The sequence below is a fragment of the Bradyrhizobium ottawaense genome, from assembly GCF_002278135.3.
GTDB lineage: Bacteria > Pseudomonadota > Alphaproteobacteria > Rhizobiales > Xanthobacteraceae > Bradyrhizobium > Bradyrhizobium ottawaense.
Genome location: NZ_CP029425.2, coordinates 7,892,506 through 7,919,324, shown reverse-complemented (window position 1 = coordinate 7,919,324; position 26,819 = coordinate 7,892,506). Strand labels below are relative to the sequence as shown.

Annotated in this window: 22 protein-coding genes and 4 pseudogenes; 20 read left to right on the top strand and 6 right to left on the bottom strand. The window is 62.5% G+C overall.

What is annotated here, in order from left to right; translation table 11 throughout:
- The first annotated feature begins 330 nt into the window (after positions 1-330).
- From CIT37_RS36990 to CIT37_RS36980, 4 genes and pseudogenes are all read left to right on the top strand, one after another.
- Positions 331-675: a DUF1488 family protein gene (locus CIT37_RS36990; RefSeq protein WP_049801955.1), complete on the top strand. Its 345-nt coding sequence runs from the start codon at positions 331-333 to the stop codon at positions 673-675.
- A 1,623-nt stretch (positions 676-2,298) separates the two neighbouring features.
- Entirely contained in the window at positions 2,299-2,604 is a 306-nt protein-coding gene (locus tag CIT37_RS36985; RefSeq protein ID WP_244611332.1) for a hypothetical protein, read from the top strand.
- A gap of 131 nt (positions 2,605-2,735) precedes the next feature.
- Positions 2,736-3,044, top strand: a complete 309-nt coding sequence (locus tag CIT37_RS40255; RefSeq protein WP_212481214.1) for a transposase — start codon at positions 2,736-2,738, stop codon at positions 3,042-3,044.
- A gap of 481 nt (positions 3,045-3,525) precedes the next feature.
- Positions 3,526-4,028: pseudogene (locus CIT37_RS36980) on the top strand (IS110 family transposase); the annotation flags it as partial.
- Between the two features lie 231 nt (positions 4,029-4,259).
- On the opposite strand, the pseudogene CIT37_RS36975 reads toward CIT37_RS36980, so the two are convergent.
- Positions 4,260-4,799 (bottom strand): annotated as a pseudogene (locus CIT37_RS36975) (transposase); the annotation flags it as partial.
- A 357-nt stretch (positions 4,800-5,156) separates the two neighbouring features.
- On the opposite strand from CIT37_RS36975, the pseudogene CIT37_RS36970 reads away from it, so the two are divergent.
- Positions 5,157-6,140: pseudogene (locus CIT37_RS36970) on the top strand (DUF3363 domain-containing protein); the annotation flags it as partial.
- 69 nt (positions 6,141-6,209) lie between these two features.
- On the opposite strand, the pseudogene CIT37_RS36965 reads toward CIT37_RS36970, so the two are convergent.
- Positions 6,210-6,668, bottom strand: a pseudogene (locus CIT37_RS36965) (FUSC family protein); the annotation flags it as partial.
- A 189-nt stretch (positions 6,669-6,857) separates the two neighbouring features.
- Between CIT37_RS36965 and CIT37_RS36960 the strand changes: the two are divergent.
- Positions 6,858-7,796: an AraC family transcriptional regulator gene (locus CIT37_RS36960; RefSeq protein WP_028140606.1), complete on the top strand. Its 939-nt coding sequence runs from the start codon at positions 6,858-6,860 to the stop codon at positions 7,794-7,796.
- Here the strand turns inward: CIT37_RS36960 and ribB are convergent.
- Both ribB and CIT37_RS36950 read right to left on the bottom strand, forming a co-directional pair.
- Complete coding sequence (gene ribB / locus CIT37_RS36955; RefSeq protein WP_028140605.1) at positions 7,755-8,831, bottom strand: 3,4-dihydroxy-2-butanone-4-phosphate synthase; 1,077 nt, start codon at positions 8,829-8,831, stop codon at positions 7,755-7,757. The two genes, CIT37_RS36960 and ribB, sit on opposite strands and share 42 nt — an antisense overlap.
- Positions 8,832-8,973: 142 nt before the next feature.
- On the bottom strand, positions 8,974-9,531 hold the full coding sequence (locus CIT37_RS36950) for an Lrp/AsnC family transcriptional regulator (RefSeq protein WP_240536499.1): 558 nt from the start codon (positions 9,529-9,531) through the stop codon (positions 8,974-8,976).
- A gap of 675 nt (positions 9,532-10,206) precedes the next feature.
- On the opposite strand from CIT37_RS36950, the gene CIT37_RS36945 reads away from it, so the two are divergent.
- Positions 10,207-10,560, top strand: a complete 354-nt coding sequence (locus CIT37_RS36945; protein WP_028140602.1) for a VOC family protein — start codon at positions 10,207-10,209, stop codon at positions 10,558-10,560.
- A 90-nt stretch (positions 10,561-10,650) separates the two neighbouring features.
- Entirely contained in the window at positions 10,651-11,175 is a 525-nt protein-coding gene (locus CIT37_RS36940) for a flavin reductase family protein (RefSeq protein ID WP_018316668.1), read from the top strand.
- Between the two features lie 24 nt (positions 11,176-11,199).
- On the opposite strand, the gene CIT37_RS36935 is transcribed toward CIT37_RS36940, so the two are convergent.
- Positions 11,200-11,409 carry a hypothetical protein gene (locus CIT37_RS36935; RefSeq protein ID WP_240536504.1) on the bottom strand — a complete coding sequence of 70 codons (210 nt, stop codon included), beginning with the start codon at positions 11,407-11,409 and terminating at the stop codon, positions 11,200-11,202.
- On the opposite strand from CIT37_RS36935, the gene CIT37_RS36930 reads away from it, so the two are divergent.
- The 10 genes from CIT37_RS36930 to CIT37_RS36885 all read left to right on the top strand — a co-directional run bounded on the left by CIT37_RS36930 (position 11,326) and on the right by CIT37_RS36885 (position 21,531).
- Complete coding sequence (locus CIT37_RS36930; RefSeq protein ID WP_244611385.1) at positions 11,326-12,159, top strand: branched-chain amino acid ABC transporter permease; 834 nt, start codon at positions 11,326-11,328, stop codon at positions 12,157-12,159. The genes CIT37_RS36935 and CIT37_RS36930 overlap by 84 nt on opposite strands.
- Positions 12,143-13,174, top strand: a complete 1,032-nt coding sequence (locus tag CIT37_RS36925) for a branched-chain amino acid ABC transporter permease (protein WP_240536500.1) — start codon at positions 12,143-12,145, stop codon at positions 13,172-13,174. Before CIT37_RS36930 ends, CIT37_RS36925 begins: the two co-directional genes overlap by 17 nt.
- Before the next feature lie 57 nt (positions 13,175-13,231).
- Positions 13,232-13,888: an ABC transporter ATP-binding protein gene (locus CIT37_RS36920; RefSeq protein ID WP_244611384.1), complete on the top strand. Its 657-nt coding sequence runs from the start codon at positions 13,232-13,234 to the stop codon at positions 13,886-13,888.
- On the top strand, positions 13,881-14,600 hold the full coding sequence (locus CIT37_RS36915) for an ABC transporter ATP-binding protein (protein ID WP_028140598.1): 720 nt from the start codon (positions 13,881-13,883) through the stop codon (positions 14,598-14,600). Before CIT37_RS36920 ends, CIT37_RS36915 begins: the two co-directional genes overlap by 8 nt.
- Before the next feature lie 105 nt (positions 14,601-14,705).
- Complete coding sequence (locus CIT37_RS36910; protein ID WP_028140597.1) at positions 14,706-15,470, top strand: enoyl-CoA hydratase/isomerase family protein; 765 nt, start codon at positions 14,706-14,708, stop codon at positions 15,468-15,470.
- Positions 15,471-15,474: 4 nt separating this feature from the next.
- Positions 15,475-16,266 carry a creatininase family protein gene (locus tag CIT37_RS36905; RefSeq protein WP_028140596.1) on the top strand — a complete coding sequence of 264 codons (792 nt, stop codon included), beginning with the start codon at positions 15,475-15,477 and terminating at the stop codon, positions 16,264-16,266.
- A gap of 167 nt (positions 16,267-16,433) precedes the next feature.
- On the top strand, positions 16,434-17,567 hold the full coding sequence (locus tag CIT37_RS36900) for an LLM class flavin-dependent oxidoreductase (protein ID WP_007594451.1): 1,134 nt from the start codon (positions 16,434-16,436) through the stop codon (positions 17,565-17,567).
- A 16-nt stretch (positions 17,568-17,583) separates the two neighbouring features.
- Positions 17,584-18,363, top strand: coding sequence for an enoyl-CoA hydratase/isomerase family protein (locus CIT37_RS36895; protein ID WP_095426884.1), 780 nt, complete (start codon positions 17,584-17,586; stop codon positions 18,361-18,363).
- A gap of 1 nt (position 18,364) precedes the next feature.
- The gene (locus CIT37_RS36890; protein ID WP_028149222.1) at positions 18,365-20,230 is read left to right on the top strand and encodes an AMP-dependent synthetase/ligase; all 1,866 of its coding nucleotides are present in this window, start codon (positions 18,365-18,367) and stop codon (positions 20,228-20,230) included.
- Between the two features lie 197 nt (positions 20,231-20,427).
- On the top strand, positions 20,428-21,531 hold the full coding sequence (locus tag CIT37_RS36885) for an ABC transporter substrate-binding protein (RefSeq protein ID WP_244611331.1): 1,104 nt from the start codon (positions 20,428-20,430) through the stop codon (positions 21,529-21,531).
- 72 nt (positions 21,532-21,603) lie between these two features.
- Here the strand turns inward: CIT37_RS36885 and CIT37_RS36880 are convergent, their stop codons facing one another.
- Positions 21,604-22,464 (bottom strand): AraC family transcriptional regulator, encoded by an 861-nt coding sequence (locus CIT37_RS36880; RefSeq protein ID WP_173015766.1) that lies wholly within the window; start codon positions 22,462-22,464, stop codon positions 21,604-21,606.
- Positions 22,465-22,835: 371 nt separating this feature from the next.
- Between CIT37_RS36880 and mdeB the strand changes: the two genes are divergently transcribed.
- Together mdeB and CIT37_RS36870 are read left to right on the top strand one after the other, a co-directional pair.
- Complete coding sequence (mdeB, locus tag CIT37_RS36875) at positions 22,836-25,514, top strand: alpha-ketoglutarate dehydrogenase (RefSeq protein WP_038974831.1); 2,679 nt, start codon at positions 22,836-22,838, stop codon at positions 25,512-25,514.
- A gap of 17 nt (positions 25,515-25,531) precedes the next feature.
- On the top strand, positions 25,532-26,812 hold the full coding sequence (locus tag CIT37_RS36870; RefSeq protein WP_028140590.1) for a 2-oxo acid dehydrogenase subunit E2: 1,281 nt from the start codon (positions 25,532-25,534) through the stop codon (positions 26,810-26,812).
- Positions 26,813-26,819 lie beyond the last annotated feature (7 nt).

The following is a 26,819-nucleotide window of genomic DNA, read 5'->3' as shown; positions in this document are numbered from 1 at the left end:
CCGCACCAGCGATCACAAGCGCGAAGAAGATCGGCAGCAGGACCGGCGGTACCAGCCACTCGCGGAGTCCGAATTTGGAGATGTTCGACATATTGACCGCCTCTTGGTCGCGGCGGGAGCACGATGCTCTCAGTCACCGATAACAGCCGTGAACTCGCGGTGATATTCGAGATATAATGCCCATCGGCGGAATAACGAGGTCAAGCAGAACTATTTGCTGTGACAGGGGCGAGCAGAGTTGTAGTTCGCTTTCAACGTAGCCACTTAAGGGTTGGCGTAATCGCCTTAACGCTCTTTCCCCCTCGCCATGCTTGGCCGTTGCGAGCGTCGATGCAGATTGGCCATCGACCGGCGCAAAATCGGATAAGTCGGCAAGGAAGTCTCCTTCACCGACAACTGATCGGCCCCGACCATATGATCGAGTTTCCAAACCATAGCCGTTCATACGACCGCACGCGGCGTGCCGTACGATTCTGGGGACACGACAGCGCTATCGAGGCATCGTTTTTCATCGACGAAGATGCGCTGAAGCGAATTCAACCAGATGCCGGTTACGATGAAACGGGCTTTCTCCGCGTGTTCGATTGCAATCGCGACTTGATATGCGCCGCCGCTGCCAAGGTGTACGTCCGCGGCAGTAGGGGCTCTTACGATTTGGTCGCCGGTAATTTTTGAACCGATTGCGCTTTGTGAGGGCTTCGTCTCATCCGAAACTGCTCAACGCTTGCCGAAACGTCGGCCCTTCAATCTGAAAAGATGTCAGGCGGCGCGTCGATCGACGTTGGTCCTGATCAGCTTGGCCACGCGCCATCGTTCTGGCGGGCCATCTGCTCAATTCCCTTGTTCGGAATGGCGAAAAATCGCCGCGATTGTTTGTTCTCCCGATACCAACAAAATGCCACCAAACGGACGGAGGCGGTGAATTTTTGCGTGTGTTTTCAACGCGATCGAGGGCTGCCGACACAGGAATACAACAATATGATGCACTGTATTTACTGGCAAAAATAAAACTGCAGGCTGCCTCGGCAGCAGGCACCGCTCATCGCGTTCCGGTCTCCAAAATCGCCCCCGACCGGAATCGAACCCGGTTCTGACTCGAAGTCCCAGCGGGGACTCGACCTAACGTAACGCGAGGTTAAGGGCGGGCCTATGTCGCGTGCACGCGAAACCGGTATCGATAACGCGGGATCGCGCGACGCTGATCCGCGATCTGCTGGGCGTCCAATGACGAGAGCGTCCTAATGTCCGAAAACACTGAACAAGGCGCTGCGGACCATGGACTGCGATAATGCCCCGGCGGCGACCACCGCGCGCACGCGTCCGCTCGACCGCGTCGACCTGCTGAGCGAGTAGGTCGCGTTCGACGACGATGTAGTCGGAAGCCCAGCTCGCCCATAGTACGGAGAAAAAGAGCGCCACTGCGCGACGAGGTGGTACGGCGCCAGCTTTGGGACAATAAGAACCAGGCATCTGTAACCGTGCGGCCTAGCGGGCCGAACGGTGCGTTTAATACAACATAAAGTTGATCGCCTTGATAGCCTGAGCGACGATGCGCCCGCCGTTTCGCTACGCAGACGGCGGCCTAGCTCGCCCTCGTTTCGAGCCTCGGCAGCGAAGCGTGATATTCATCCACGCTGTCGAGGTCGATCATGGTCTTGCCCCCCCATCTTGTAGGCCCTGATCCTCTCGTGGGCGATCAGCTCGTAGGCCTTAGTCTTTCCGAATTTGCCATAGCGGCAACCGTCCTTGAACTCGACGAGTCGGCGCCGCTCGTTGTTATCATTGTCAACCATGGTTCCTGCACGTGCTCCGATGATCCCGGCCAGAATCGGATCGAGCGCCGTTGAGCGAGATGGGCATTTCCATGGCGCGACCTTGGTGTCGATGCGGGCCTCCTAGGAAGGCGCTGGATTTGTGGTAGCTGACGAGGTTGCTTCGACGCCATCTGCGCGTTGCTCAACTGTCCGGGATGCGTTGATCCATATCGCCTACGGTGCCAAACAAAAGGCGCTCTGATCCCGCCGCTAACCGCTGCGCGCCGTAGCGTACAAATCGGACGGACCGGAAGCGCTTGGCAAGATCGTAGCCTGCCGTTACCGGTGCTCAGTTGGCCTCGTTGGGCAACTCCCGGTTTACAAGCGCCATGCAAACCTGGCAGTCCGCTCGATGCCTCCAGCACCTATGGAAGGATCTTCGCGAACAAGATGCTGGTGAACTGCCCATGACCAGATTGCACGCCGAAGGATGCGGAACAAGACCGACCGGAATGATGCGCGTGGCATTGCGCAGGTGATGCGGTTGGCCTGGTACCGCGCCGTCCATGTCCAGAATATCGACATGCAGAAGATGCGCACGCTGCTGATCAGCCGGAAGCTGCTTAGGCGCAAACTGATCGACCTCGAAAACCACATTCGTGGCGCGCTGCGGGCCTATGGGTCGCTCGTTGGAGCCGTCGCCCGCGGTGCCTTTGAGGCCCGGGTCCGCGAGCTGATCGAGCGCAGCGATCCCGTCTTCGTGATGACCATCGAGGCAATGTTAGATGTGCGCCGCGCCATCCTCGAGGGATACGATCGGCTCCATCGTGCGCTGCTGCAGGTGGTCTAACATGATGCTGTCTGCCGGCGCTTGATGACGGCTCCAGGCGTCGGTCCCGTTGCGGCCCTGTCGTTCAAAGTCGGCGTTGATGACCCTCATCGCTTTGCCAGATCGAAAACGGTCGGCGCGCGCATTTTGGCTTGGCGCCGAGGCGGCACCAGTCCGGCACATCGATCGATTACGAAGGACGCATCAGCAAACGAGGCGACGTCGCCGTACGCGAGGCGCTTTGCGAGGCGGCCGCAAGCCTGCTGCTGCGGGTCAGGAATGATCGGCACTGCGGGCATGGGGCCTGCGGATCGCCAAACGGTCGAGCATGCTGTGCGCGATCACCGCGGTGGCACGGAAGCTGGCAAGCATTCTGCACCGGATGTGGGTTAGCGAGACCGACTTCCACGTCGGGTTTGGCGAAGATCACGCAGCGGCTGCGGTTGAAACCGGCGCAGTAGTCGCGGTGCAGGTGACGACAGATTAGCGCTGGGCTTACGCCCGGCATGTTGAGGAGGAGCGAAATTAGAGATCCGCGCGCGCGGTGAGCGTCCCCGGGCGTGGCCGCGAAACGGGGAATGTCCGCTATCTTGCCTGCTGCCGCCCTTCGGGGACGAGAGCGCCGGAGACAGCCCTGTTTACGAACCTGATGAAGAGCATGCGACGGCCGAAGTGCTGAACGCGAAGGAACGCATGGACCCCGCCTGGTGAGTGCACGTCGCGTACGCGGCTGCGGTGAAGTGCGCGTTGTTGGTGCAGGGAGTCGGTCATGGCTGAAGTTCGAAGAGTCGCAGAAAAGCGTAGGAATGAGTTGACTTTGCCCGCCCGATTAGGAAGGCCGCTCGTAATCGGCCTGCTCCGGGCGTTGCGGCGGCAGATCAAGTGGATTGCGCGCTGAATAAGCCGCACACTGCGCCGCTTCGGCAACGCGGGAGGCGTGCGATGGAATTCTTCTGTGGTCTGGACGTCGGCATGGCCGAGACAGCGATCTGCGTGGTGGACGCGACCGGCAAGGTGATGCTGGAGACGGCGGTGGTGACCGATCCCGATGCGATCAGGACGGCGCTTGACCGTATCTTGGCCGCTTGCGGCGGCTCGGCCACGAGGCAGGCTCGCTGTCGCCCTGGCTGCATCCGGAACTGCTCAAGCTTGGTCTGCCGGCGGTGTGCCTGGAGACCCTCCAGGTTCGCGCGGCGCTGAAGGCGCAGCGCAACAAGACCGACCGGGCGGACGCGCTCGGGATTGCCCACATCATGCGCACCGGCTGGTTCCGCAGGGCGCATATCAAGAGCGAGGCCTGCTACCGGCTGCGGCTGTTGCTGACCCACCGCCGCAATTTGAAGCGCAAGTTCTTGGACCTCGAGAACGCGACCCGGCACTCTTTAAAGGTGTTCGGCATTCGCCTGAACCGGGTCGGGCGCGGCGGATTTGCGCAAGCCGTGCGCGGCGATGCGCTGGTCATGAGCTGATTGACGCCATGCTTTCCATCGGTGTGACGGAGCCACATCACAGGCAATCCGGCGCGATCGGTCGGATCCGAAGATGCATCGTCGCAGGCAAGATAACGTGCGTTCCGTCGTCGCTGTGCTGCATCAGTCCTCATCCGCCAGCGGCGGAGCTCCGTGTTCAGGTCGCGGCTATCGTCGCGGCGTTGCCAGGTTGAAGGATCACGCAGCTCATGCGTAAGCCCCGAGCAATTTGCGCTGCTTGGCGGTGGTTTCGGCGCGCATCTCCGCCGCAGATGTGTCCGGATCGCCGCAATAGAACGTGCCGCCGGTCTACATCGCGTGCATGATCACGGCGAGCTTGCGCGCCACTGCCACCGTCGCCTTGTGGTGCGAGGAGCGCCTGGCCAGCGCCAGCCCCCACGCCTTGACCTTGTCCTTTTTCTTGTAGCGCGTCGGCAAGGCGCTCGCCGCCTCGTACAGCGCCCGCCGCACGTCGCCGTCACCCGTCTTGCTGATCCGCCCCTTGACGTCGATCGAGGAGCCGGACTGCCAGCGTCGCGAGGTCAGGCCAAAATACGTCACCACGTCGCGCGAACGCTTAAAGCGCAAGGGATCGTCGACCGCGGTCATGAAGCTCAGCGCCGCGATCGGACCGACGCCGGGAATCTGCATGAAGCGCCGGCACAGCTCGTGCCCGGCGACCAGCCGCACCACCAGATCGTGCAGCCGGCAGTACTCCTTCCACAACGCCGCGCGCGCGTTCAAGATGCGCCGCGACGGCGTCCGCGCTGCCTTGCTGCAGCGAGTTTGTGCCGCCGACGAGCGCGGAAGACTGCACGGCGCGTCAGGACTCGCAGCCATCGCGGCGCATCGTGTCATGGCGTGGATCAGAGCGGCTTGTCGAAGACGGGAAAGGAAGCGAGAATGGGTAAGATCAGAGAGACGACACGACCGATTAAGACGGCGAGATAAAAGGGGCTCGCCGGTCGAACTGCAAGCCATTGGCATGGCTTGCGTTCTGGCGTGCCGGTCGGTCGGGGCGCGTGCCGCGCTCTGCAATTTGAGCAATGCGATCAAGGGCATTTTCGGCACTGCAGGTGCTTTTGATCGTGGGGAGGCCCTCCCGTGAGCGTGGGCGACAGCCATCTGCGTATCCGGCCTGGGCGCATCCGCACTACCCGCGCGCCAAAGCCGAAGAGCTTCATCAACCAGGTGCTTCGTGCCGCGAAGAAAGCTGGACACACCTCGGATCAGACCGTGGCCAGCAGGCGCTCGGCGGCCTATGGGCGCTCGACGTTTGGCCGCGGCCGACTGTCCTTTAGCCGTGCCCGATTGTTCAGCCCAACGCGTCGCGTCATGGTGAAGGCCCGCGTGGTTCGTCACAGAGGAAGAGCTTTCCGTTCAGCGCCACTGACCGCCCATCTCTCATATCTGAAGCGCGACGGCGTGACCCGGAGCGGCGAGAGGGCCGAGATGTTCGATGCCGGCAGCGACCGCGCCGATAGCGCGGCTTTCGCAGAACGGTGCAGGGACGACAGGCATCATTTCAGGTTCATCGTCTCACCGGAGGATGCGGGCGATATGACCGATCTCAAGGCCTTCACCCGCGATCTCGCAATGCAGATGGAGGCCGATCTCGGCACGCGGCTCGATTGGGTGGCTGTCGATCATTGGAATACCGACAACCCTCACGTCCACCTTCTCGTCCGGGGTGTAGATGAGGAAGGGGCGGATCTGGTGATCTCCCGCGACTACATCAGCCGGGGCCTGCGCTCGCGCGCCGAGGAACTGGTCGCTATCGAACTGGGTCCAAAGCCAGAGCATGAGATCCGCAGTTCGCTGGAGAGGGAGGTCACGGCGGAACGATGGACGCGGCTCGATCGGGAGATCCGCCTGGCGGCAGATGAGACCGGCTCGATCGATCTTCGCCCAGAGAACCCCGGCCAGTCCGATCCCGAGATCCGGCGCCTGATGGTCGGTCGCCTTCAACATTTGGAGAAGATGGGCCTCGCCGCATCCGCCGCATCGGGGGAATGGATGGTTGGGCTCGAGGCCGAGCGCAGCTTGCGCGATCTCGGCATGCGCGGCGACATCATCAAGACCATGCACACCCGTATTCGGTGCCTTGTCGACGCGCGCGCAGAGCACATCGGTGGTCCGGGCGAAGGCGTCCGACAATGCGGCGCAGAGGGATTTCAGCACAGGAGTAGTGACGTCGCTCGGGAACAGCAGGGTGTGCACCAAGGTCGCACAGCCGATGCCGAGCAGGATCTCCTCGACACGCGACAGCGCGGTCACAAATACCATCGCCGGAACGTTGACGCTCGAGAACGCGATTGTCGTCGCGGTGTAGCCTGCCAGCAGGAAAGCATAGCTGCGCGGCGTGCGATCCTGCAAGGAGATATAGAGGCAGAGTCCGGCCCATGCGGTAACGGCAACCGACAATAACGCGGGTTGATCGACCAGGATCGGGACCAGCGCCAGCGCCACGCAGGCGCCCAGCAATGTCCCGACAAAGCGGTAGACGGCGCGTGACCGAACCGCGCCGGCGAACGGCTGTGCGGTCAGATAGACCGTGAGCATCGCCCAATACGGCCGCTCCAATCCGAGCCGGAAGGCAAAATAGATCGCGAGCATTGCCGCGATGAAGGAGTTCGAAGAGAACAGCGCCCATTTCGGATCGAGCCGGCCGGGCGCTGCTGTTGCGAGAAGCCGAGACAGAAATGGTGAAGGCATGATGTGATCGTCCGTGAAGCACGGAGACCATAGGCGTTGCTGCGTCGAGAGAATTTCGTTATTCTGCCAATTAATTGCTAAAGGATGACAATGCGCGGCACGCTCTATCAGCACTATCGGCGGTTCGATCCTGACATTTTGGACCGTCCGATCGTGGCCGGCATGGTGGATACCCGGGAGCAGGAGGACGAGCTGCCGGTTCACATCCATCGCAAGGGACAGCTCGTCCTCGCCCAGCGCGGCGGTGTGACGTGCGAAGTGCCGAGCGGCCTGTGGATGGTCCCGCCGCGCTGCGGCGTCTGGATTCCCGGCGGTATGCCCCACAGCAATCGCGTCAGCGGCAACGCCAGCCTGCTGTTTCTCTATGTGGACATGGATGCGGCGAGCGTGCCGCAGGAATGCTGCACGCTGTCGATCTCACCGCTGTTGCACGAGCTGATCCATCGGATGGCGACGCTGCCCCCGCTCTACGATCCCGACGGCCCGCCCGCGCAGATCGCCGCGGTGCTCCTCAACGAGTTGATCGCCATGCCGACCGAACGGCTGCATCTTCCGATCACGCGGAGTTCGAAACTGCGTATGATCGCCGATGCCTTGATGGACAATCCGGCCGACCGTAGGACCGTGGCGGAGTGGGCGCAAGCCGTCGCGCTCGGCGAGCGGACGCTGATGCGCATTGTGCTCGCCGAGACCGGCATGACCTTCAGTCGCTGGCGTCAGCAGCTTCAGATCATCGTCGCCATCCAGAAATTGTCTGCTGGCAACACGGTTCAGTCCGTGTCCGAGGCGCTCGGCTACGAGTCGGTGAGCGCGTTCATCACCATGTTCAAGAAGGCGCTTGGCAAATCGCCGGCGCGCTACTTCTCCGAGCGCGAGGCCGGCCAGACTGGCCCGGGGGAGACCTGCCGCGACACGAACTGCAAGCTTCGCCGGATGCCTGAGGTGCGGGACGCGCTCAATGGACTTTCGAAACGCGGATGGCTGGAGTTAGAGCGCTTCGTTTCGGACGATCTCGATGCCGAAGCCTGACAGTCCCTTGAAGTGATGCGTCGACGACGTGAGGTGACGGATGGAGCTGATCTTGAGATCCCGCAGGATCTGGGCGCCGACACCGATCTCGCGCCATTGCCGATTACGGTCGTCTTCGCGCGAACTGATCGGGCCTAGCGGCGCAGGCGGAACGCCCGCCGCGCCGTCGCGCAGATAGACGAGCACGCCGCTGCCATTATCCTTGAAGCGTTGCAGAATGACGTTCATCTTGGCCTGTTCCTGACCCGAGAACAAATCGCGCAGGATGTTGGGTTTATAGAAGCGCGTGAGGACGTTGGTGCCGTCGCCCAGTTCTCCGTAGATATAGGCGACGTGATGAATGGGGTCGAACGGCGAGCGATACGAATAGCCCTGGAGCGGGCCGATCGAGCTCTCCGCCGTGACGCTCGAGACGCGCTCGATCAGCGTCTCGCGGGCCTGCCGGAAGCTGATGAGGTCTGCGATGGTGACCTGTTTCAGCTTGTGCTTGTCGGCGAACGCCGCGACTTGCGGACCCTTCATCACCGAGCCATCGTCGTTCATCAGTTCGCTGATGACACCGACCGGCTCGAGACCTGCCAGTCTGCACAGGTCGACGGCGGCCTCGGTGTGACCCGAGCGCATGAGTACGCCACCTTCTTTTGCGATCAGCGGGAAAACGTGTCCCGGCCGGCAAAAATCGCCGGCGCCGACGTTGGGGTTGGCGAGTGCACGGCAGCACGAGGCCCGCTCTTCGGCCGAGATGCCCGTACCGTTATCCGGCCGGTAGTCCACTGACACGGTGAACGCCGTGGTGTGAGCCGAGTCGTTGTTGACAACCATCGGGTCAAGCCGCAGGCGTCTCGCGTCTTCGAGGGTAATCGGAGCGCAGACGATTCCCGATGTATGGCGAATGATGAAGGCCATCTTCGCAGCCGTACACCGCGAGGCGGCAACGACGAGGTCCCCTTCGCCCTCGCGATCGTCGTCGTCGGTGACCACGACGATTTCGCCGTCGGCGAGCGCCTGCAGGGCCGCTTCGATCGATCCCGTCATCTCGGTCGCTCTGCTCGCTGGAACCGACGGGTGCTCGCGTTGGGTCGTGTGCGGATTGTCAGGCTCGCAGCGCCGCTCGAGCACTCTGCCGATCTTAACTTCACCATTATTGCCAACTGGCCGGAGCCCATGGCGGGGCGCCTCATAGCCTTTCCACGCTGTAGCTGGGACGATTGGTGTCGAGCCCGATCGGCGCATCGGACAGCAAAGGACCGGTTGGGTCGTATCGGGGTCTTGGTGAGCGCTCCAGAGGGCGCGAGGGGGTGGCGCAAGCCTTGACGGTGACCGGCCGATTGGCGTCGATCGGCAGCACGGTCTTGTGCGAAATGCGCTTGAGGGCCAGATTTGATCGAATGCTGCTGACGCCGGGAATGCGGGATAGTTTGTTGACAATCAGGTCTTCGAGATCTTCGATGTCGGCCGCCATGACGCGGAGCATGTAGTCGCTCTCACCGGTCATGAGATAGCATTCCATTACCTGGGCCAGCCGGTCGATGGATCGGGTGAAATTCTCGAGGGACGTCTGGACCTGCTTTTCCAGCTTGATCTGGATGAAAGCCGTTACACCAATGCCGAGCACGGCGGGATCGAGAAGGGCGATCCGTCGATCGATCACGCCGAGTTTTTCGAGTGTTCTGACGCGTGCCAGACACGGCGACGGCGAAAGATTGACGCGTGATGCGAGCTCGACATTGGTCAAGCTCGCATTCTGCTGGAGCTCGTTGAGGATCTTGATATCTATTCTGTCGAGAGAGGTTGTCGACATCGCGTATCTCCCAAGTATGGCAGTCTTCTGCGGCGCGTATCACCGTCGTTTGCGGGGTGATGACAATCGCGTGGTAAAAGCTAACCGCAATTGCGCTTGTGGGATTTCGACAAATCGTCGATTTGTATCGAAAAACCGTCAACCTTCGCATTGTGCATTGCGATCAAAAGGTTAGTTGCCTACTTCCGATACATTTTTTGCCTATGCGATATGCAGGCCGACGTTGATCCACGGATTCGGTCAAGATGTAATGCCCGCCGCTCCATCGATTGGCTCCCCGTGTCACTTGACGGGACGTGCAGCAGAGCTCGATGTCGAGAACTGCCCTGTTTCGTACAACCGCCTGTCGTCGCGTGTGGCTTCGGTCCCACGTCGCTGACCACGCCGCGGGCGTTGCGCGAGACAAAAGGTTCGGCAGCAACGACGCCCACCTCGTCAACCAGAAAATGGCAAAGATCGGCCGGATGCAGAGTTGGATCTAGCGACTCGACAAGTCGTTACAGCATAAAATGCTGATGAAGCTTCTGTGACAGGCGTTGTTCAAGCAGTAATGCTGAGAGGCTCGGGCGACTATCCACCCACGATCGCACTTGGGTAGCGACGGTTTGGATGTCGAGCGTGAAACTGAAGCAAGTCTATTTGACAGCGAACGATCCTGGACGCCTGGCCGAGTTCTACGAAGGTCTGGGTCTGAAGGTGCGCTTCGCTGATCCCGGCAAGTGGATACAGTTCGTGAGCGATGCGGCTGCGTTCTGCGTCGCCGGACCGACGGAGTCGGTCTCGGACCAGCTGCAAGATGCCGTTCTTGTCTTCGGTGTCGATGACCTCGATGCCGCCATGGAGCGTGCCGCAGCCATGGGGGCGCAAGTCGGCGCGGTCCGGGACATGGAAAGTCACGGCCGTGCGGTGAAGGTGCGGGATCCGGGCGGCAACGTCATCCAGTTCTATCAAGCAGCCGGATAGCTCAGACGTTCACCGGGGCAGCGCTGCATGCCCGGACTCACAACCAGACAAAGAGGGCGCATCCATCTCATGAATCCAAGGGTCGTAGCCATGCCGTCCGCAACACCGCCGCTGTCCGAAACGAGCCCACTCGATGCCGCAGCATTCCGTGCTGCGATGCGCAGCGTGCCGGGCACCGTGTCGATCGTCACGACAGGTCGGGCGCCGAACCGCCATGGTCTGACACTGACGGCGGGCTGCTCGCTGTCGGCGGCTCCGCCCAGCGTGCTGGTTTGCGTCAATCGATCTGCCGGTGCGCACGACATCATTCTCAGCAGTGGGTCGTTCTGCTGGAATATTCTAGGAGTCGAGCATCGCGATCTGGCGCTCAAGTTTTCCGGGCAGGACGGCAGCAAGGGCGATATCCGCTTCGGTGACGGTTTGTGGTGCGATCTCAAAACCGGAGCACCAAGTCTGGTCGGCGCGGTCTGCAGCTTCGATTGCCGCGTGGTGAATGCTTACAGCGACAGTAGTCACACCATTTTCACCGGAGAGGTGGTGGCTCAGACCACGAGGGCCGGATGTGAGTCGCTCGTCTACATCGACGGATGTTTCGCCGCGCCAAAGGCGGTCTGAAACGCAGGACGACGTCAGGCGCCGCTACGTTTCCGCTACAGCCAAGATGGAACCGATCAGCATGCAAGGAAGACGAAGACTTTCTATCGCGCATCCATCGGCGGTCGGTCGCTGATGCTGTCGCTCTGGCTCAATGTCATCGCCGGCGGGGTGCTCATCGGGCTGGTTTACGGGCTCGTCGCGCTCGGTCTCACCATCATCTTCGGCGTCATGCGCGTGGTCAATTTCGCTCATGGCGAGATGGTCGTGTTCGGGATCTACATCGGATACTGGACCGTTCAAATCTGTGACATCCCGATCGTTTTAGCCGCCGCGATCGCCGCGGTCGTCATGTTCGTGTTCGGCTATCTGCTAGAGACGCTCGTCGTGAAGCGGTTCGTCAATCGGCCGCATCATTATCAGTTCATCGTCTTCATCGGCCTCTCACTGCTTTTCAGCGGCGTATTGCTGATGTCGTTCGGTCCGGATCCGCGGCCGACGGCGTCTCAGTTGTCCTTCCAGACCGTGAGCGTGGGTCCGCTCACCTTGGATTGGGCCCGCATCCAGGCGGCCGCTACGGCCGGACTGCTGATCGCCGCACTGGGAGCCTATCTGAAGTACTCCGCATTCGGCCGATCGCTGCGGGGCGCCGCCAATAATCGACTGGGCGGACTGGTGGTCGGGCTGAATATCCCTCGGGTCTATGCGGTGACCTTCGGCATCGGAGCCGCCTGCGCTGGCGTCGCCGGCGCATTGATCTCGCCGCTGTTCGATGCGCAGCCCTATCTCGCCGTCGACTTCACGCTGCTGGCCTTCGTGACGGTGATCGTCGGCGGTCTCGGCAGCTTCGGTGGCGCTCTTCTGGGCGGCCTGACGATCGGGGTCGCCGAAGCGGTCGCGGCCTTGATGTTCACGCCGTCGATGAAAACAGCACTCCCTTACGCGCTCCTGATCATCATCCTGATTTTCCGTCCGAGGGGGTTTTTCGGTGCAAAGGACATCTGATCAAGCCAGCGACACCAAGCGTTGGGGTGCCGGCGCTCTGGTCTTCGCCGCCCTGGCCGTGGTGGGTGGCATGTCCAACGCCTACGTCATCTCACTTCTGACGATCGTCCTGTTGTTCACCTTCATGGGACAATCGTGGAACCTGATGCTCGGGATCGGCGGGCAGCTATCCATCGGTCACGCGCTGTTCGTTGGAATCGGTGCGTATGCGGTGGCGATCCTGAACATCAAATACGGCGTCACCCCGTGGATCGGTCTGCTGCTGGGCGCGGTGATTGCGGGCTTCGTCGGCGCGGTGCTGGCGTGGCTGAGCTTCCGCTTCGAGGTCCGTGGCATCTATTTCGCGCTGCTCACGATCGCAGCCGCCGAATTCGCCCGGATCATGTTCGGCGGGTGGGACTATGTCGGCGGCATGCAGGGCCTGTTCTATCAGGCGCCGAGCGGCACGATGGACCTCGGGATGCTGCGCGGTGACGCGCGGTTCTACTACTTCGTCGCGCTCGCGCTTGCGGCCATCGGCGTCGCGGGAACGGAGCTGATCTCGCGGTCCTATTGGGGCTATGTCTGGCGGGCGATGCGGGACGACGAAGAGGCCGCCCGCGCACTGGGGGTGCGGACGTTTCGCCACAAGGTGCTGGTGGTCTCGATATCGGCCGCGACGGCCGCGGTCGGCGGCGGCGTGCTGGGCTTGGTGCAGGGTGCGATCTTTCCGGATTCGATCATGGGCATGGCGATCTCGGTCGACGTACTGATCGGCCCTGTGGTCGGCGGATTGGGCACTGCGTTCGGCCCGCTGGTCGGCTCGATGGCCGCGATCCCGCTGCATCACGCCATGGGGGCGCTCGGCGACAGCCTGGGGCTCCCCGGACTGAACAGCGTCGCCTACGGGGCGGTGCTGATCCTGGTCGTGTGGTTTCTGCCCGACGGCATCTGGCCGGCAATCGTCCGGCTCTACGAGGCGATCCAGCTGCCGGCGCGCGGCCGGATCTCACAATTGCGGAAGGTCGAGGAATGACCGCGCTGCTCGAAGTGAAGAACCTGACCAAAGCGTTCGTTGGATTGGTCGCGGTCAATGACGTCAGCTTCTCACTGCAGGCAGGCCGCATCACCGCCCTTATCGGGCGCCGGCAAGACCACCTGCTTCAATCTCGTCGCCGGGGCGCTGAGACCGACCGCCGGGCGGGTGCTATTCGAGAGGCGTTCGCTCGAGCGCGAGCCGCCCGAAGCGGTGTGCCGCATGGGCATTGCGCGCACCTTCCAGATCGTCCGACCGATGAAAGATATGTCAGTGCTCGAGAATGCCATGGTGGGCGCCTTCAGCTGGACGACGAACGTCAAGGAGGCGCGGGACAAGGCGTATGAGTCGCTCGAAAATGTCGGGCTCGCCGGCAAGGCGAATGCCCGGACGGATCAGTTGACGTTGCCCGATCGCAAGATGCTCGAGATGGCGAAGGCGCTCTCGACTCGCCCCAAGTTGCTGCTGCTCGACGAAGTGATGGCGGGGCTGCGTCCGACCGAAGCGGCAGGCGTCGTCGGCGTGCTGCACCGGCTCGCCGAGGGTGGACTGACGATCCTACTGGTCGAGCACGTGATGCGGATCGTGATGGAAGTGGCGTCGACCGTGGTGGTGCTACACCACGGCGCCAAGATCGCCGAGGGCAAGCCGTCAGAGGTGGTAGCGGATCCTGCGGTGCTGGAAAGTTATCTGGGAGCCGGTTTCCATGCCTGACGACGCGCTTCTCGAAGTCGACGACCTGTGCGTGGCCTATGACGGCTCCAATGCGCTGAACGGCGTGTCGCTCCGCATCGGCAAGGGTGAACTGATCTGCGTGGTCGGCGCCAACGGCGCCGGCAAGACCTCTCTGATCCGATCAATCGCGGGGATCGTGCCGTCGTCGCGCGGTTCCGTCAGGATCAACGGAGTCGAAATCTCGCGGCTACCGCCGTGGGACATCTGCGAAATGGGCATCGCTCAGGTCGCCGAGGGCCGCCAGATTTTCAGTGCGCTCTCCGTCGAGGACAATCTGCTGATCGGCGGCTCGCTGAAGCGGGCCAGGCACGACCTGGCAAATACGCTTGATTCCGTCTATCAGCTGTTCGGGCGACTTCGCGAGCGCCGCGACCAACTCGCCGGCACGCTGTCCGGCGGCGAGCAACAGATGCTGGCGATCGGTCGGGCGATCATGTCGAAGCCAGAAATCGTGATGTTCGACGAGCCGTCGATCGGACTGTCGCCGGCGCTGACCGATGTGATGTTCAGCGTCGTCAAATCCCTCAACGAGCAGGGCATCACGGTCCTTCTCGTCGAGCAGAATGTCGCCAAGTCGCTCGCTCTGAGCAGCCGCGGCTATGTGCTCGAGAACGGCTCCGTGGTGTTGCATGGATCTAGCCGCGATCTGCTCGAGAACCCCGATGTCCAGCGCGCCTATCTGGGATTGTGAGGCGCGCCGTCTCGGCGAGGCGTCGGGCGTTGCGGCTCTCGTCTCGCCGCCGTTCGGTCCACCGCTCCCCGGCTGTTGCAGCCGCCTCTCGCTTGGGTCTCATTGATGAATACTGCCACTTCTCTCCTGATCGAGCGTGATCAAGACCTGGTCACGATCACGATGAACCGGCCGCCGGCCAATGCGCTGAATGCGCAACTAATCGTCGAGTTGCTGGAGGCGATCCGGCGCCTTGCCGACGACGAGAATCCGCCCGGCATCGTGCTCACCGGAAGCGGCGACCGCTTCTTCAGCGCAGGCGGCGACATCAAGGAAGTCGTCGGGATCGACGTCGCTAGGCCGCGCATCCGGTTCTTCCACGAACTCCTCGTGGCGATGGAGAACTATCCGGGCCCGATCGTCTGCGCCGTCCGCGGCTATGCGGTCGGAGGCGCCCTGGAGTTTCTGCTGCATGCGGACTATGTTGTGGCCGATGCGGCGTGCAAGATTGGATTTCCGGAAATCAACCATGGCCTGCTGCCGGTGACCAAAGGCATGCGCCGGGCCGTCGAGAAGCTCGGCGTGCGGGCGGCGCAAGAGCTGCTGTACTGGGGCGAGCTCGTCGGCGCGGAGCGCGCCGTGGCGATCGGCGCCGTGAACGAGATCGTCCCGACCGAGGAGGTCGCATCCCGTGCGCGAGACGTGTGCGGCGTGTTGCGGCAGAAAGACCGCAAGCTGTTCCATGCCATCAAGCGATCGCTCAACCTCACCGCGCAAATGAGCGATCAGGCGCTCGAAAAAATGACCGTGGCCGACCTCGACGCCTATGTCACAGCCGAGAGCTCAACCAAAGCGCGTGCAAGATTTCTATCAAAGAACAGTAAGGGTTGAGCCGATGACGCGCGGATATCCCGATCAGATCTATCTGGAGCAGATGAGCCACGAGGAAGTCGCCGCGGCGCTGGCCGATGGGTGCACGACGGTAGTGATCCCGCTGGGGGCCGTCGAGCAGCATGGGCCGCATTTGTCTTTGGGCATGGATGCGGATCATGCCGATGCTCTGGCCGAGCGGATCGCGCGCAGCCGCGGCAACACGCTGGTGGCGCCGACCATCACGGTCGGCTGCTCGTCTCACCATCTGCCATTCGCGGGTACGATCTCGCTACGGCCGGGGACGCTGGAAGCGATTTGTGTCGATTATTGCACAAGCCTGGCGCGGCACGGCTTCAAGCGTATCCTGATTCACTCGGGTCACATCGGCAATTTTCCGGTCCTGAAGGACATGCTCGGTCGCTTGCGCGAGGCCGTCCCCTCGGATGTCGAGATCCTGGCGTTCTTCGACTCGACGAAATGGATCGACACGTGGCGCGATGCGGTGCGCGAAGCCGGAGGAGACGTGTTGGCCGTCGGCGGCCACGCCGACATCGCCGAGACGTCGCTGATGATGGTCATTAGGCCCGACAGCGTCAGACCGGACCGCTTCGAGGTGGGCCATCTTGGCGGCTTGTCGGAGGCTGATCTCGAACTGATGTGGAAGAACGGCATCCGATCGGTTTCGCAGAACGGCGTGATCGGAAGTCCGATCGGCTCGAGCTACGCCATCGGCGAAGCGTGCCTCGCGGCGGTCGCCGAGTTGCTGATCAAGACCTTCGATAGCGAGGCCGGAGCCGCCATCGCCCGCCGTTGACGATCAGCCCGTCCGCTGCGTGGCGAAGCTTCCCGGGGCGTCTGCCATGTTGCGAATGCTGACAGCATAAAATTCGGAAAGCGTTACTACGCAACGCGGCTTTCGGGCGAAAATATCGCCACGCCTATGAAACCCTGTGCCATCTCGCAAGCTAAAAGGATTGAGACATGGCACTTACGTTTGGGTTCTGGTCTGAACAGGAAACCCAGGTCGGCCACAGTTACTCGCGCAGGCTTCACGAACTGGTCGACGAAGTCCGTCTGGCCGAGAAGGTCGGCTTCGACTGCGTCGCGCTCTCCGAGCAGCACGTGGCACTGGGCGGGATCTCGAGCTCGGCGCCCGAAGTGGTGTTCGGCTATCTGGCCGCGGTGACGTCGCGCGTCAAGCTGCGCGCGGCGGTGACGCTGATGCCGCAGCGCATCAACCACGCCTTGCGTTCGGCCGAGCGGCTTGCCGTGACCGACATCCTGTCCAACGGCCGCATGGAATTCTACGGCGGCCGCGCCAACACCACCATCGCGATGCGGGCGTTCAACGTCGATCCGAACGAAACGCTGGCGCAGATGGAAGAAGGGCTGGCGCTGCTGAAAACGGCGATGCGCCAGGACATTTTCACGTTTGACGGCAAGTACTACCAGATCCCTCCGCGCCAGCTGGTTCCGAAGCCGCTGCAGAAGCCGCATCCGGTGATCGGGATCGCGGCGACCAGCGAGCGCAGTCATCTCTGGGCGGCCTCGCAGGGCTTCGCCGTGATGAGCAGCAACATCTATCAGGGCTGGGAAGCTCAGCAGAAGCTGATCGACGCCTATCAAAAAAACTGGAAGTGCGACGCGGAGGGACCGCTGCAGCGTCCGCGTATCGGCATTCCGCTGTTCATCGGCATCGGGAAAACGGACGAGCAGGCCAAGGCGGATTATGCCGGCCCGCTAATGCACTATGCCAAGATCTCGACCGATGCCTATCCGCGTCTCGCGGCGATTGCCGACGACTACAAATACATGGGGGAGAGCGTGCCGTCGATGGAGCGCGCCGCCAACGACTGGGACTATCTGGTCAACGAGTCGGCCACGACGGTGTGCGGCAGCCCCGATACGGTCATTCGTCAGATCGAGAAGTTCGAGGCCATGGGTATCGACGAGGTGCTGCTGCACATGGACTCCGTCCCGCACGAAAAGATCATGGAGGCGATCGACATGGTCGGTCGCTACGTCATCCCGCATTTCAACGACGGAAACAACGTCGTGCGGCCGACCGAGGAGATTCTCGGGCAGATCCGGCTGATGCGGACCCAGAAGCAGTAATCGAACGGTGAAATCAATGTCGCAATACGGCTACAAGTACCTGATCGTCGAGCAGCGCGCCACTGGCGTCGCGATCGTCACGATGAACCGCCCGGAGATCCTCAACGCGATCAACTGGGAGATGCACGAGGAGCTCGAAGACGTCTTCGTCAAGCTGGATCACGACAGTTCTGTCAACGCGATCGTTCTCACCGGTGCGGGCCGCGGATTTTGCTCTGGTGGCGATCAGAAGTCGCTGGATAAGGGAACGCTGCCGTCCCCGACGCGCAGCGGTCGCCACCTCATCCGCAACATGCTGGAAGTCGAAGTGCCGATCGTCGCGGCCGTCAACGGTGTCGCGGTCGGCCTGGGTGCCACGCTCGCGCTGTTCTGCGACGTGATCTATGCGAGCTCGACAGCCCGTTTCGCCGACACGCATGTCAATGCCGGCGTCGTCGCGGGCGATGGCGGCGCGGTGATCTGGCCGCTGCTGATGGGGCCGGTACGCGCGAAGCACTATCTGATGACCGGCGAATTCATCTCCACCGAGAAAGCGGCTGCTATCGGTATGATCAACGAGGTGGTCGCAGACGGCAACGTTCTCGATGCCGCGATCGAATACGCCGAACTGCTGGCAAGCGGGCCGAAGGAATCGATCGTGTGGACCAAGTACAGCGTCAACAAGATCATCAAGCAGTACGCCCACCTGCTGCTCGACACCTCTGCGGCGCTGGAGATGTTGACGTTCAAGTCGCCCGAGCGGGCCGAGGCGGTTGCCGCATTCGCGGCCAAGCGCAAGCGTTTCGCGGAGCGCTGAGATGAACGTCGCTGAGATGACATCCGGCGCCCAGTTGGCGGATACGACCGTCGTGCAGCTTTTGGCCGCGCGACTCGCGGAGCGGCCCGACAAGATCGCCTTGCAACAAAAGCGTCACGGCGCCTGGACCGCCATGACGTGGGGCGCATATGCGCAGCGTGTCGTGAACCTGGCCAGCGCGCTGCGGCGTGCTGGTCTCGAGCGCGGCGATCGGGTCGCGATCATGGGCGATTCGTCCGAGGAATGGCTGATCGCCGACATGGCCACGATGTGCGCCGGCGGCGTCATGGTGGGCGTTTACTTCACCTCGTCACCCGAAGAAGTGGCTTACTGCTTCACGGATTCAGGCGCGAAGTTCGCGTTCGTCGGCGGGGAGCCGCAGCTTCGCATCGTGCTCGCCTCCGGTCGGGCCGAGCAGCTCCGCGGCATCATCGTGCTCGACCCGGATTGGACCGGCGAGGCCTCGGCGTTGATCAAGTCGCTGGCCGACTTTGTTGGAGCACACGATGTCGATGCGCATGACTATCTGCAGAAGGAGAGCGCGACAGCAAAGGCGTCCGATGTCGTCAGCATCGGCTATACGTCCGGGACGACCGGAAACCCCAAAGGCGCCATGCTGACGCACCTTTCCATTCTCGCCGGCGTTCATTGCATCACCCTGTTCGGCCCCAGTATGCGCGAAGAGGAACACCGGGTGGTCGTGCATTTGCCGATGTCGCACACTGTGGCGCGCGGGCAGGCGACCACGTTGCCGCTGATCGCCGACGCAGTTCCATATTTCGGCGAGACGACCGCGGACTTCGCCCAGACGATCAAAGAGGTGAAGCCGACCTACTATATGGCGCCGCCGCGGTTCTACCAGCGCTTTGCGACACAGATCCTCAGCAAGGTGCATCCCGCCGGTGAAGCGGGAGATCAGAACTACACGCTTGCCGTGACGATCGCGCGCAGGGCGCTCGAAGACCGTCAGCGCGGCCACGAGGATGCCTTCGTCTCGAAACTGTTCGCGGCCTGCCGCGAGCAAGTGTTCCTGCCGCTGCTCGCGGAGGTCGGTTTCGACGAACTGAAGGTCGCGTTCACCTCGTCGGCGGCGATGCCGTCCGAGCTGATGTCGCTGTGGCAGTTGTGGGGCTTGCAGCTCAAGGAGTGCTACGGCCAGACCGAACTGGTCGGTGCCAATCTGGTGCAGATGGCGGAGTGGCCGAAGGCCGGCAACGTCGGGGTCCCGCTGCCGGATCCGGCCTGGGAAACCGCCGTGCTCCAGGACGGCGAGATGATCGTCCGTGGACCGGGATTGTTCGCGGGCTATTGGAACAAGCCGGACGAGACGAAAGCGGCGCTTCGCGACGGCTGGCTCTACACCGGCGACATCGTCGAAGTGTCGCCGGAAGGAACCTTCAAGCTTGTCGACCGGAAGAAGGAGATCATCAACACGTCGAACGGCAAATCGATCAGCCCGACTCAGATCGAAAACGAGCTGAGGCACAGCCCGTTCATCTCCGAGGCGGCTGTGATCGGCGAGGGGCGAAAATATCTCACCGCCCTGATCGAAGTGGATGCCACCGCCACAATGGACTGGGCGAAGTCGCGCGACGACAAGATCGCGAGTTACGCGGACCTGGCAGGCTCCGAGATCGTCAACCGGCTGATCGAGGCGGAGATCGGCAAGGCCAACGGAAGGCTGGCGCGAGCCGAGCAGATCAAGGCGTTCCGCATTCTGCCAGAGGAGCTGTCGCTCGAGAACGGCGTGATGACGCCGACGCGGAAGAAGCGTCGCAAGCAGATCAACGAGCGCTATCAGTCGCTGATCGCGTCGCTCTACGACGAAACCGAGGAAGAATTGATCAAGGCCGAGATGGGCCTTTGAGGTCGGCGGTCGGTCCCAAAACGTACGAAGCTAACAGTCGAGATAAGATTTCACTCCTTCAGCAACAGGACATCGAGATGACCAAGCGAAGCGGAATCACGCGGCGGACGATTGTCGGAAGCGGATTGGGAATTGCGGTAGGCCTGGTATCAAGGCCATCGTTTGCGGCGAACACGAAAGTGAAAGTCGGAGCGATCATGCCCAGCAGCGGCGTGCTGGCGTTTCCCGGTCAGGCCTGCGTGCGCGGCATCGATCTCGGCGCCAAATTCGCGCGTGAGAAGTTCGGCCTCGGCATCGAGATCGTTCACGCCGATACGCAAAGCCGTCCGGAGAACGGCCGGATTGCCGCCGAGAGCCTGATCCGGCAGGGCTGCACCGTGCTGATCGGCGCGTGGGATTCCGGTGCCACCATTTCGGCGCTGCAGGCCTGCGAGGCCGCCAAGGTGCCGATGGTGGTCCACATCGCGAGCGCCACCCAGGTAACTTCACAGGGCTTCACCCAGGTGTTCCGCTATTACCCCACGTCGCTGACCATCGTGCGGCAATCGTTGGCCGAGCTGAAGTCCGTGCTCGGCACGCTGAAGGATCCGCCGAGCAGCGCCGTCGTTCTCCATCTCAACAACACGATGGGGCAGTCGACGGCGGCCAGCATCGATCAGGCGTGGAAGGAAGTGGATGTTCCGCTCAAGATCGCGCAGCACGTTGCCTATGACGAGAAGGCCAAGGATCTGTCGGTGGAAGTTGCCAAGGCGAAAGCGTCGGGTGCCGATGCTTTGATCTCGGTCACGCGCGTCAACGACGCGATCATGATCGCGCGCGAATGCATCAAGCAGGGCTGGGACCCGAAGATGGTGTTTTCGCCCAACTCCAACGGCGTGTCCGACAAGGCGTATCACGACGCGCTCGGAAAGTATGGTGACGGTCCGGTTCTGTCGGCGTTGTGGCTCAATCCCAAGGGCGCCGAGACCGACAAGATCATGAAGATGTTCGCGGCCGACTACCCGAACGACTGGTTCGATGCCAATGCGGGCTGCGCGTTCGAGGCGGTGCAGATCGTCGCAGACGCCGTGACGCGGGCGGCTTCGCCGGAGTCCGCGGCGATTCACGGCGCGCTCAAGAAGACCGACATGAAGCCGATCCTGATGTACGGCGACAACACCAAGTTCGACGAGACCGGCCAGAACATCCACTGTTCGATGGTGATGCTGCAGGGTTTGAAAGGCAGGCCTCGGGTGGTGGCTCCAAAGGCCATTGCGGAAGCGTCGCTCGAGTATCCGCTTGCGCCTTACAGCAAACGCTGACGTCGTTACGGGCGGCCCCGCGAAAGCGTCGCGGGGTCGCGGTCGTCAAGTGCCCAGGCAGGGACGTGCGAGCTAGGGCAAACTGTCCGAATTAATCAGGCGCGACCGCTCGGCAAGGAAGCGGCGGGGGCTCTTTCCCATCGTCTTCTTGAACATCGTGATGAACGCGCTGGGGGTTTCGTACCCCAGTTCCAGCGACACGGCCTGGACCGAAGTGCCCGCCGTGAGGCGTTGCATGGCGATCAGAATGTGGAGACGCTGGCGCCAGCGCCCGAAGGTCATCCCCGTTTCCTTGGCTATGAAGCGTGCGAAGGTACTCTCGCTCATCGCGTAGCGCGAGGCGACTTCGTCCATCGTGCTGCGGTCGCCCGGATTATTCAACAAGGAGGTCGCGAGGTGTTGAAGACGGGCGTCGGGGGAGATCGGCAAATACATTTCATCCGTCGTCGACATCTGCACGAGTTCGTCGAGCAAAACCCGGCCGAGACGGCTGGTCGGTCCTTCCAGCGGATAGAGCGGTGGGAACACCGAGAGGCGGTGGATCAATTCCCGCACCAGCGACGTGATCATCAGCGTGCAGCAGGTCCGCGGCAGCATGCTGACCTGCGGATCGATGAACACTGTGTAGAGTTTGCCGAAATCGGCCACGCAATTGCTGTGCTGCACGCCGGCCGGGATCCATACCGCGCCTTGCGGAGGCACGATCCACAAGCCGCCGGGCGCCCGGCACATCACCGAGCCGTGAGATGCGACGACCAATTGGCCTTTGCGGTGTGAGTGCAGCGGCAGGTCGTCGTTGTCTTTGCTGGTTTCGAGACAGAATGAAGTGACGGGACGATCGAACTGATCCGGATCGACAGGATCATAGTTGATCCGAAGATCGGGCAGATCCATTCGCGCAAAATCGCGATCGAACTCGGTCTCGGGCGGCATTTCAATCCTGCCAATTCGTCAAGTCAGTCAAGCCTTGATGCAGATCCTGCTGCTAGCCGAGGTTAGCTGTTTTGAAAGGTCAGGTCACTAGTCGCGGCGAGCCGTCGAGTTCGCTGATCTGCGACAAGATGCCCGCTACTGCGGCGTGAGCGCTGAGCGATGCGGCATGCTGCGCCGTGACCAAGCGGGAGCACCTGTCAGGCGGCCGGCGGCTCGATCACTCGCCCGATTAAACCAACAGCAGAGAATGCTGCGATGCGAGCCTCCGCGTCCCGCCGGAGCCGGGCAATCCGTCGGAACGCGGCCGAATTCAGCAGCACGTGCCATAGCACCCGATGCTACCAAGTGCGGGCTTTCTCGGAGCCCGACGCATGACTGCACACATCGATCCGCCACGCAAGGTCGTCAACGCCGATCAGGATGCGGTCGAAACCGCCGATTGGCTCGCCTCGCTTGGATCGCTCCACCACAGCGCCGGTGCCGAGCGCGTGCGTTACATCCTGGCTGCGCTCGATCGGCGCGCGAAGGAGCTCGGCGTTCTGCCGGACTCTCCGCCGTTTTCGCCCTATCGCAATTCTATTCCGCTCGAGCAGCAGAAGCCCTACCCCGGCGACATCGCGATCGAGACCCGCCTGACGGCGATCATTCGCTGGAACGCGCTCGCGATGGTGGTCCGTGCCAACAAGGCCTATGGGGAGCTCGGCGGGCACGTCGCCAGCTACGCCTCGGCCGCGGAGATTTTCGAAGTCGGTTTCAATCATTTCTTTCGCGCGTCAAGCTCCGAGTCGGAGGGCGACTTGGTGTATTTCCAGCCGCATTCGTCCCCCGGAGTCTATGCACGAGCGTATCTCGAAGGCCGACTGTCGGACGAAAATCTGAAGCTGTATCGCCAGGAACTGAGCGGCCCCGGTCTGTCGTCCTATCCGCATCCCTGGCTGATGCCGGAGTTCTGGCAGGTGCCGTCGGCGTCGATGGGCCTTGGGCCAATCAGCGCGATCTACCAGGCGCGGTTCATGAAGTATCTGCAGCATCGCGGCCTGGTGCAGACGGCTGGTCGTCACGTCTGGGGTGTGTTCGGCGACGGCGAGATGGACGAGCCGGAATCGATCGCCGGGCTCGCCCTGGCGGCGCGGGAAAATCTCGACAACCTCACCTTCGTCGTCAATTGCAACCTGCAGCGCCTGGATGGGCCGGTCCGCGGCAACGGGCAGGTGATTCAGGAACTCGAATCACTTTTCCAGGGCGCCGGCTGGAACGTAATCAAGGTGCTGTGGGGATCGGACTGGGACGATATCTTCGCGCGCGATAGCAAGCATGCGCTGCTGCGCAAATTCGCCGACACCGTCGATGGCAAATATCAGACGCTCGGCGCCAAGGATGGGGCCTACAACCTCGCCCACTTCTTCAGCGAGGATCCCGAGGTCCGGGCGCTAGTTGCGCACATGTCGGACGTGGATATCGACGGCCTTAAGCGCGGTGGCCACGACTTCAAGAAGCTGTTCGCGGCCTTTGCCGCCGCGAAAGACATTAAGGGTCGGCCGACCGTCATTCTGGCGAAGACCAAGAAGGGCTACGGCATGGGCGGCGCCGGCGAGTCGCGCATGACGTCGCACCAGGCCAAGAAGCTCGATGTCGACGCGCTGTATGCGTTCCGCGACCGGTTCGCCCTGCCGCTCAGCAACGAGCAAGTCGAGGATCTGGAATTCTTCAGGCCTGCGGAAGACAGCGCGGAAATTCAGTACCTGCGCGCCCGTCGCGCGGCACTCGGTGGCTACATGCCGGCGCGGCGACGCGCTTCGGCGGCGCTGCCGGTGCCGCCGCTGCAATCCTACGCGGAGTTCGCGCTGCGCGGCGACGGCAAGGAGACGTCGACCACGATGGCGATCGTGCGGCTGTTCACCAATTTGCTCAAGGACAAAACGCTCGGCCCGCGCATCGTCCCGATCGTCGCCGACGAAGCCCGCACCTTCGGAATGGCGAACCTGTTCAGACAGGTCGGCATCTACTCGCCGGCGGGACAGCTCTACGAGCCGGAAGATGCCGGTTCGATGCTGTACTACAAGGAAGCGATCGACGGTCAATTGCTGGAGGAGGGGATCACCGAGGCGGGGGCGATTTCGTCATGGACCGCGGCGGCGACCTCCTATAGCATCCATAACTTCCCGTTGCTGCCGTTCTATATCTACTATTCGATGTTCGGCTTTCAGCGGGTCGGCGATCTGATCTGGGCGGCGGCGGACCAGCGCGCGCGTGGCTTTTTGATCGGGGCGACGGCCGGCCGGACGACGCTCGGCGGCGAAGGCTTGCAGCATCAGGACGGGTCCAGCCATCTGATGGCGGCGACCGTTCCGAACTGCCGGGCCTACGATCCGGCATTCTCCTACGAGGTGGCCGTCATCGTCGATCACGGCATGCGGTCGATGCTCGAGCAGGGCAACGACGAGTTCTATTACCTCACGGCGATGAACGAGAACTATGCGCAGCCCTCGATGCCCGACGATGCACGCGACGGCATCATCAAGGGTCTCTATCGGGTTCTGCCGAGCGCTGACGGGCCGGCGAAGATCAGGCTGGTCGGCTCGGGCGCCATTCTCCCGGAGGCGCTCGCCGCCGCAGCGATGCTGCAAAGCGAATGGAAAGTGGCCTGTGAAGTCTGGTCGGCAACGAGCTTTTCCGAGCTGGCGCGGGAGGCGCGCGATGTGGAGCGAACTAATCGGCTCTCGCCACTGTCGACCCCGGTCGAGAGCCACGTCGTACAATGCCTCGGCGGCAAGGTGCCGATCGTCGCGGCATCGGATTATGTCCGGGCGTATCCGCAACTGATCGGTTCTTACATCGAGGCGCCCTATACGGTGCTGGGCACCGACGGCTTCGGGCGCAGCGATACACGCGCCGCGCTGAGATCGTTCTTCGAGGTCGATCGCAAGCAGATCGTCGTTGCGGCGCTCTCGGCGCTGGCAAAATTGGGTCAAGTGGCGCGTGAGCAGGTCGCCGAAGCCATCGCCAGCTACGAATTGCCGACCGGCGTTGCATCGCCTTGGTCGCGCTGAGAGAGGGCGGAGCGCGCATGTCTCGTTCAATTGAAGTCGTTCTGCCAGATATTGGGGACTACAAGGATGTTCCGGTAGTCGAAATCAATGTGTCGGTCGGCGACGAGGTCACGATCGACATGCCGTTGCTGTCGATCGAGTCCGACAAGGCGACGATGGAGGTGCCATCCCCGGCCGCAGGCACGGTGGCCAAACTGATGATCGACGTCGGGGTGCGGGTTTCTCAAGGTTCGGTTCTGATGGTCCTCGAAGGGCGCGGCGAATCCACCGCGCCTCCGCCGGCGACTGCGTCGGCACCGCAGGTGGAGCAACGGATCTCGCAGCAGGAGGCGCTGTCACGGCCGGCGCCCGTGGCTCCAGTCGATGACTCGCGAGCACGTGCACAGCAGCCGCAGCTTAGCGGGGCGGCGCATGCATCGCCGTCGGTCCGCGCTTTGGCGCGTGAGCTCGGCGTGACGCTGGACTCTGTCGTGCCCACAGGCCCCAAGGGCCGGACTTTGCGCGAGGATGTGGCGGCCTTCGTCAACGGACTGGTGCGATCGAGACCGGCGACGGCGCCTGAGCCCGGCGCCCCGGTCGATTGGCCCAAGGTGGATTTCGAGAGGTACGGCGCGGTCGAGCGCCTGCCGCTGACACGGATCCAGAAGCTGACCGGTACGAACCTCTCGCGCAACTGGAGCGTCATTCCCCATGTAACGAATTTCGACAGAGCGGATGTGACCGACGCCGAAGCCTTTCGTCAACTCGCCAATGCCGAGGCCGCGAAGGACACGGCGAAGCTCACCATGGTGTCGCTGCTGATCAAGGCCGCGGCCTTGGCGCTGCAGAAATACCCGCGCTTCAATTCGTCGCTCGATGGCGATGAGTTGATCCTCAAGCACTATGTCCACATCGGCGTCGCTGTCGACACGCCGAGAGGTCTGGTCGTGCCGGTGATCCGGGACTGCGATAAGAAGGGCTTTCGGCAAATTGCCGCGGAGATGCGCTCGCTCGCCGACAAGGCGCGCGCGGGGCAGCTCGCGTCGAGCGACATGCAGGGCGGCTGTTTCTCGGTGTCGTCTCTCGGAGGCATCGGCGGTCAGGGATTTACGCCCATCATCAACGCGCCCGAGGTGGCGATCCTCGGCGCCGGGCGGGCCGCCACCGAGGCGGTCTGGAACGGCCGCGAGTTTGAACCGCGCCTCATCCTTCCGATGAGTCTGTCGTGGGATCACCGGGTCGTCGACGGCGTGGCTGGGGCCCGGTTCCTGGGCTTCGTCGCGTCGGTGCTCTCCGATCTGCGGCGCTTCGCGTTGTGAGGACGCA

What these genes read in the sequence shown, in the direction of transcription:
- CIT37_RS36990 (WP_049801955.1), top strand. Translation starts at nt 331, where the DNA reads ATGCAGATTGGCCATCGACCGGCGCAAAATCGGATAAGTCGGCAAGGA.
- CIT37_RS36960 (WP_028140606.1), top strand. Translation starts at nt 6,858, where the DNA reads ATGCGCGGCACGCTCTATCAGCACTATCGGCGGTTCGATCCTGACATT.
- ribB (WP_028140605.1), bottom strand. Translation starts at nt 8,831, where the DNA reads ATGACGGGATCGATCGAAGCGGCCCTGCAGGCGCTCGCCGACGGCGAA.
- CIT37_RS36945 (WP_028140602.1), top strand. Translation starts at nt 10,207, where the DNA reads ATGTCGAGCGTGAAACTGAAGCAAGTCTATTTGACAGCGAACGATCCT.
- CIT37_RS36940 (WP_018316668.1), top strand. Translation starts at nt 10,651, where the DNA reads ATGCCGTCCGCAACACCGCCGCTGTCCGAAACGAGCCCACTCGATGCC.
- CIT37_RS36935 (WP_240536504.1), bottom strand. Translation starts at nt 11,409, where the DNA reads ATGAGCGAAATTGACCACGCGCATGACGCCGAAGATGATGGTGAGACC.
- CIT37_RS36920 (WP_244611384.1), top strand. Translation starts at nt 13,232, where the DNA reads ATGACGTCAGCTTCTCACTGCAGGCAGGCCGCATCACCGCCCTTATCG.
- CIT37_RS36915 (WP_028140598.1), top strand. Translation starts at nt 13,881, where the DNA reads ATGCCTGACGACGCGCTTCTCGAAGTCGACGACCTGTGCGTGGCCTAT.
- CIT37_RS36910 (WP_028140597.1), top strand. Translation starts at nt 14,706, where the DNA reads ATGAATACTGCCACTTCTCTCCTGATCGAGCGTGATCAAGACCTGGTC.
- CIT37_RS36905 (WP_028140596.1), top strand. Translation starts at nt 15,475, where the DNA reads ATGACGCGCGGATATCCCGATCAGATCTATCTGGAGCAGATGAGCCAC.
- CIT37_RS36900 (WP_007594451.1), top strand. Translation starts at nt 16,434, where the DNA reads ATGGCACTTACGTTTGGGTTCTGGTCTGAACAGGAAACCCAGGTCGGC.
- CIT37_RS36895 (WP_095426884.1), top strand. Translation starts at nt 17,584, where the DNA reads ATGTCGCAATACGGCTACAAGTACCTGATCGTCGAGCAGCGCGCCACT.
- CIT37_RS36890 (WP_028149222.1), top strand. Translation starts at nt 18,365, where the DNA reads ATGAACGTCGCTGAGATGACATCCGGCGCCCAGTTGGCGGATACGACC.
- CIT37_RS36885 (WP_244611331.1), top strand. Translation starts at nt 20,428, where the DNA reads ATGCCCAGCAGCGGCGTGCTGGCGTTTCCCGGTCAGGCCTGCGTGCGC.
- CIT37_RS36880 (WP_173015766.1), bottom strand. Translation starts at nt 22,464, where the DNA reads ATGCCGCCCGAGACCGAGTTCGATCGCGATTTTGCGCGAATGGATCTG.
- mdeB (WP_038974831.1), top strand. Translation starts at nt 22,836, where the DNA reads ATGACTGCACACATCGATCCGCCACGCAAGGTCGTCAACGCCGATCAG.
- CIT37_RS36870 (WP_028140590.1), top strand. Translation starts at nt 25,532, where the DNA reads ATGTCTCGTTCAATTGAAGTCGTTCTGCCAGATATTGGGGACTACAAG.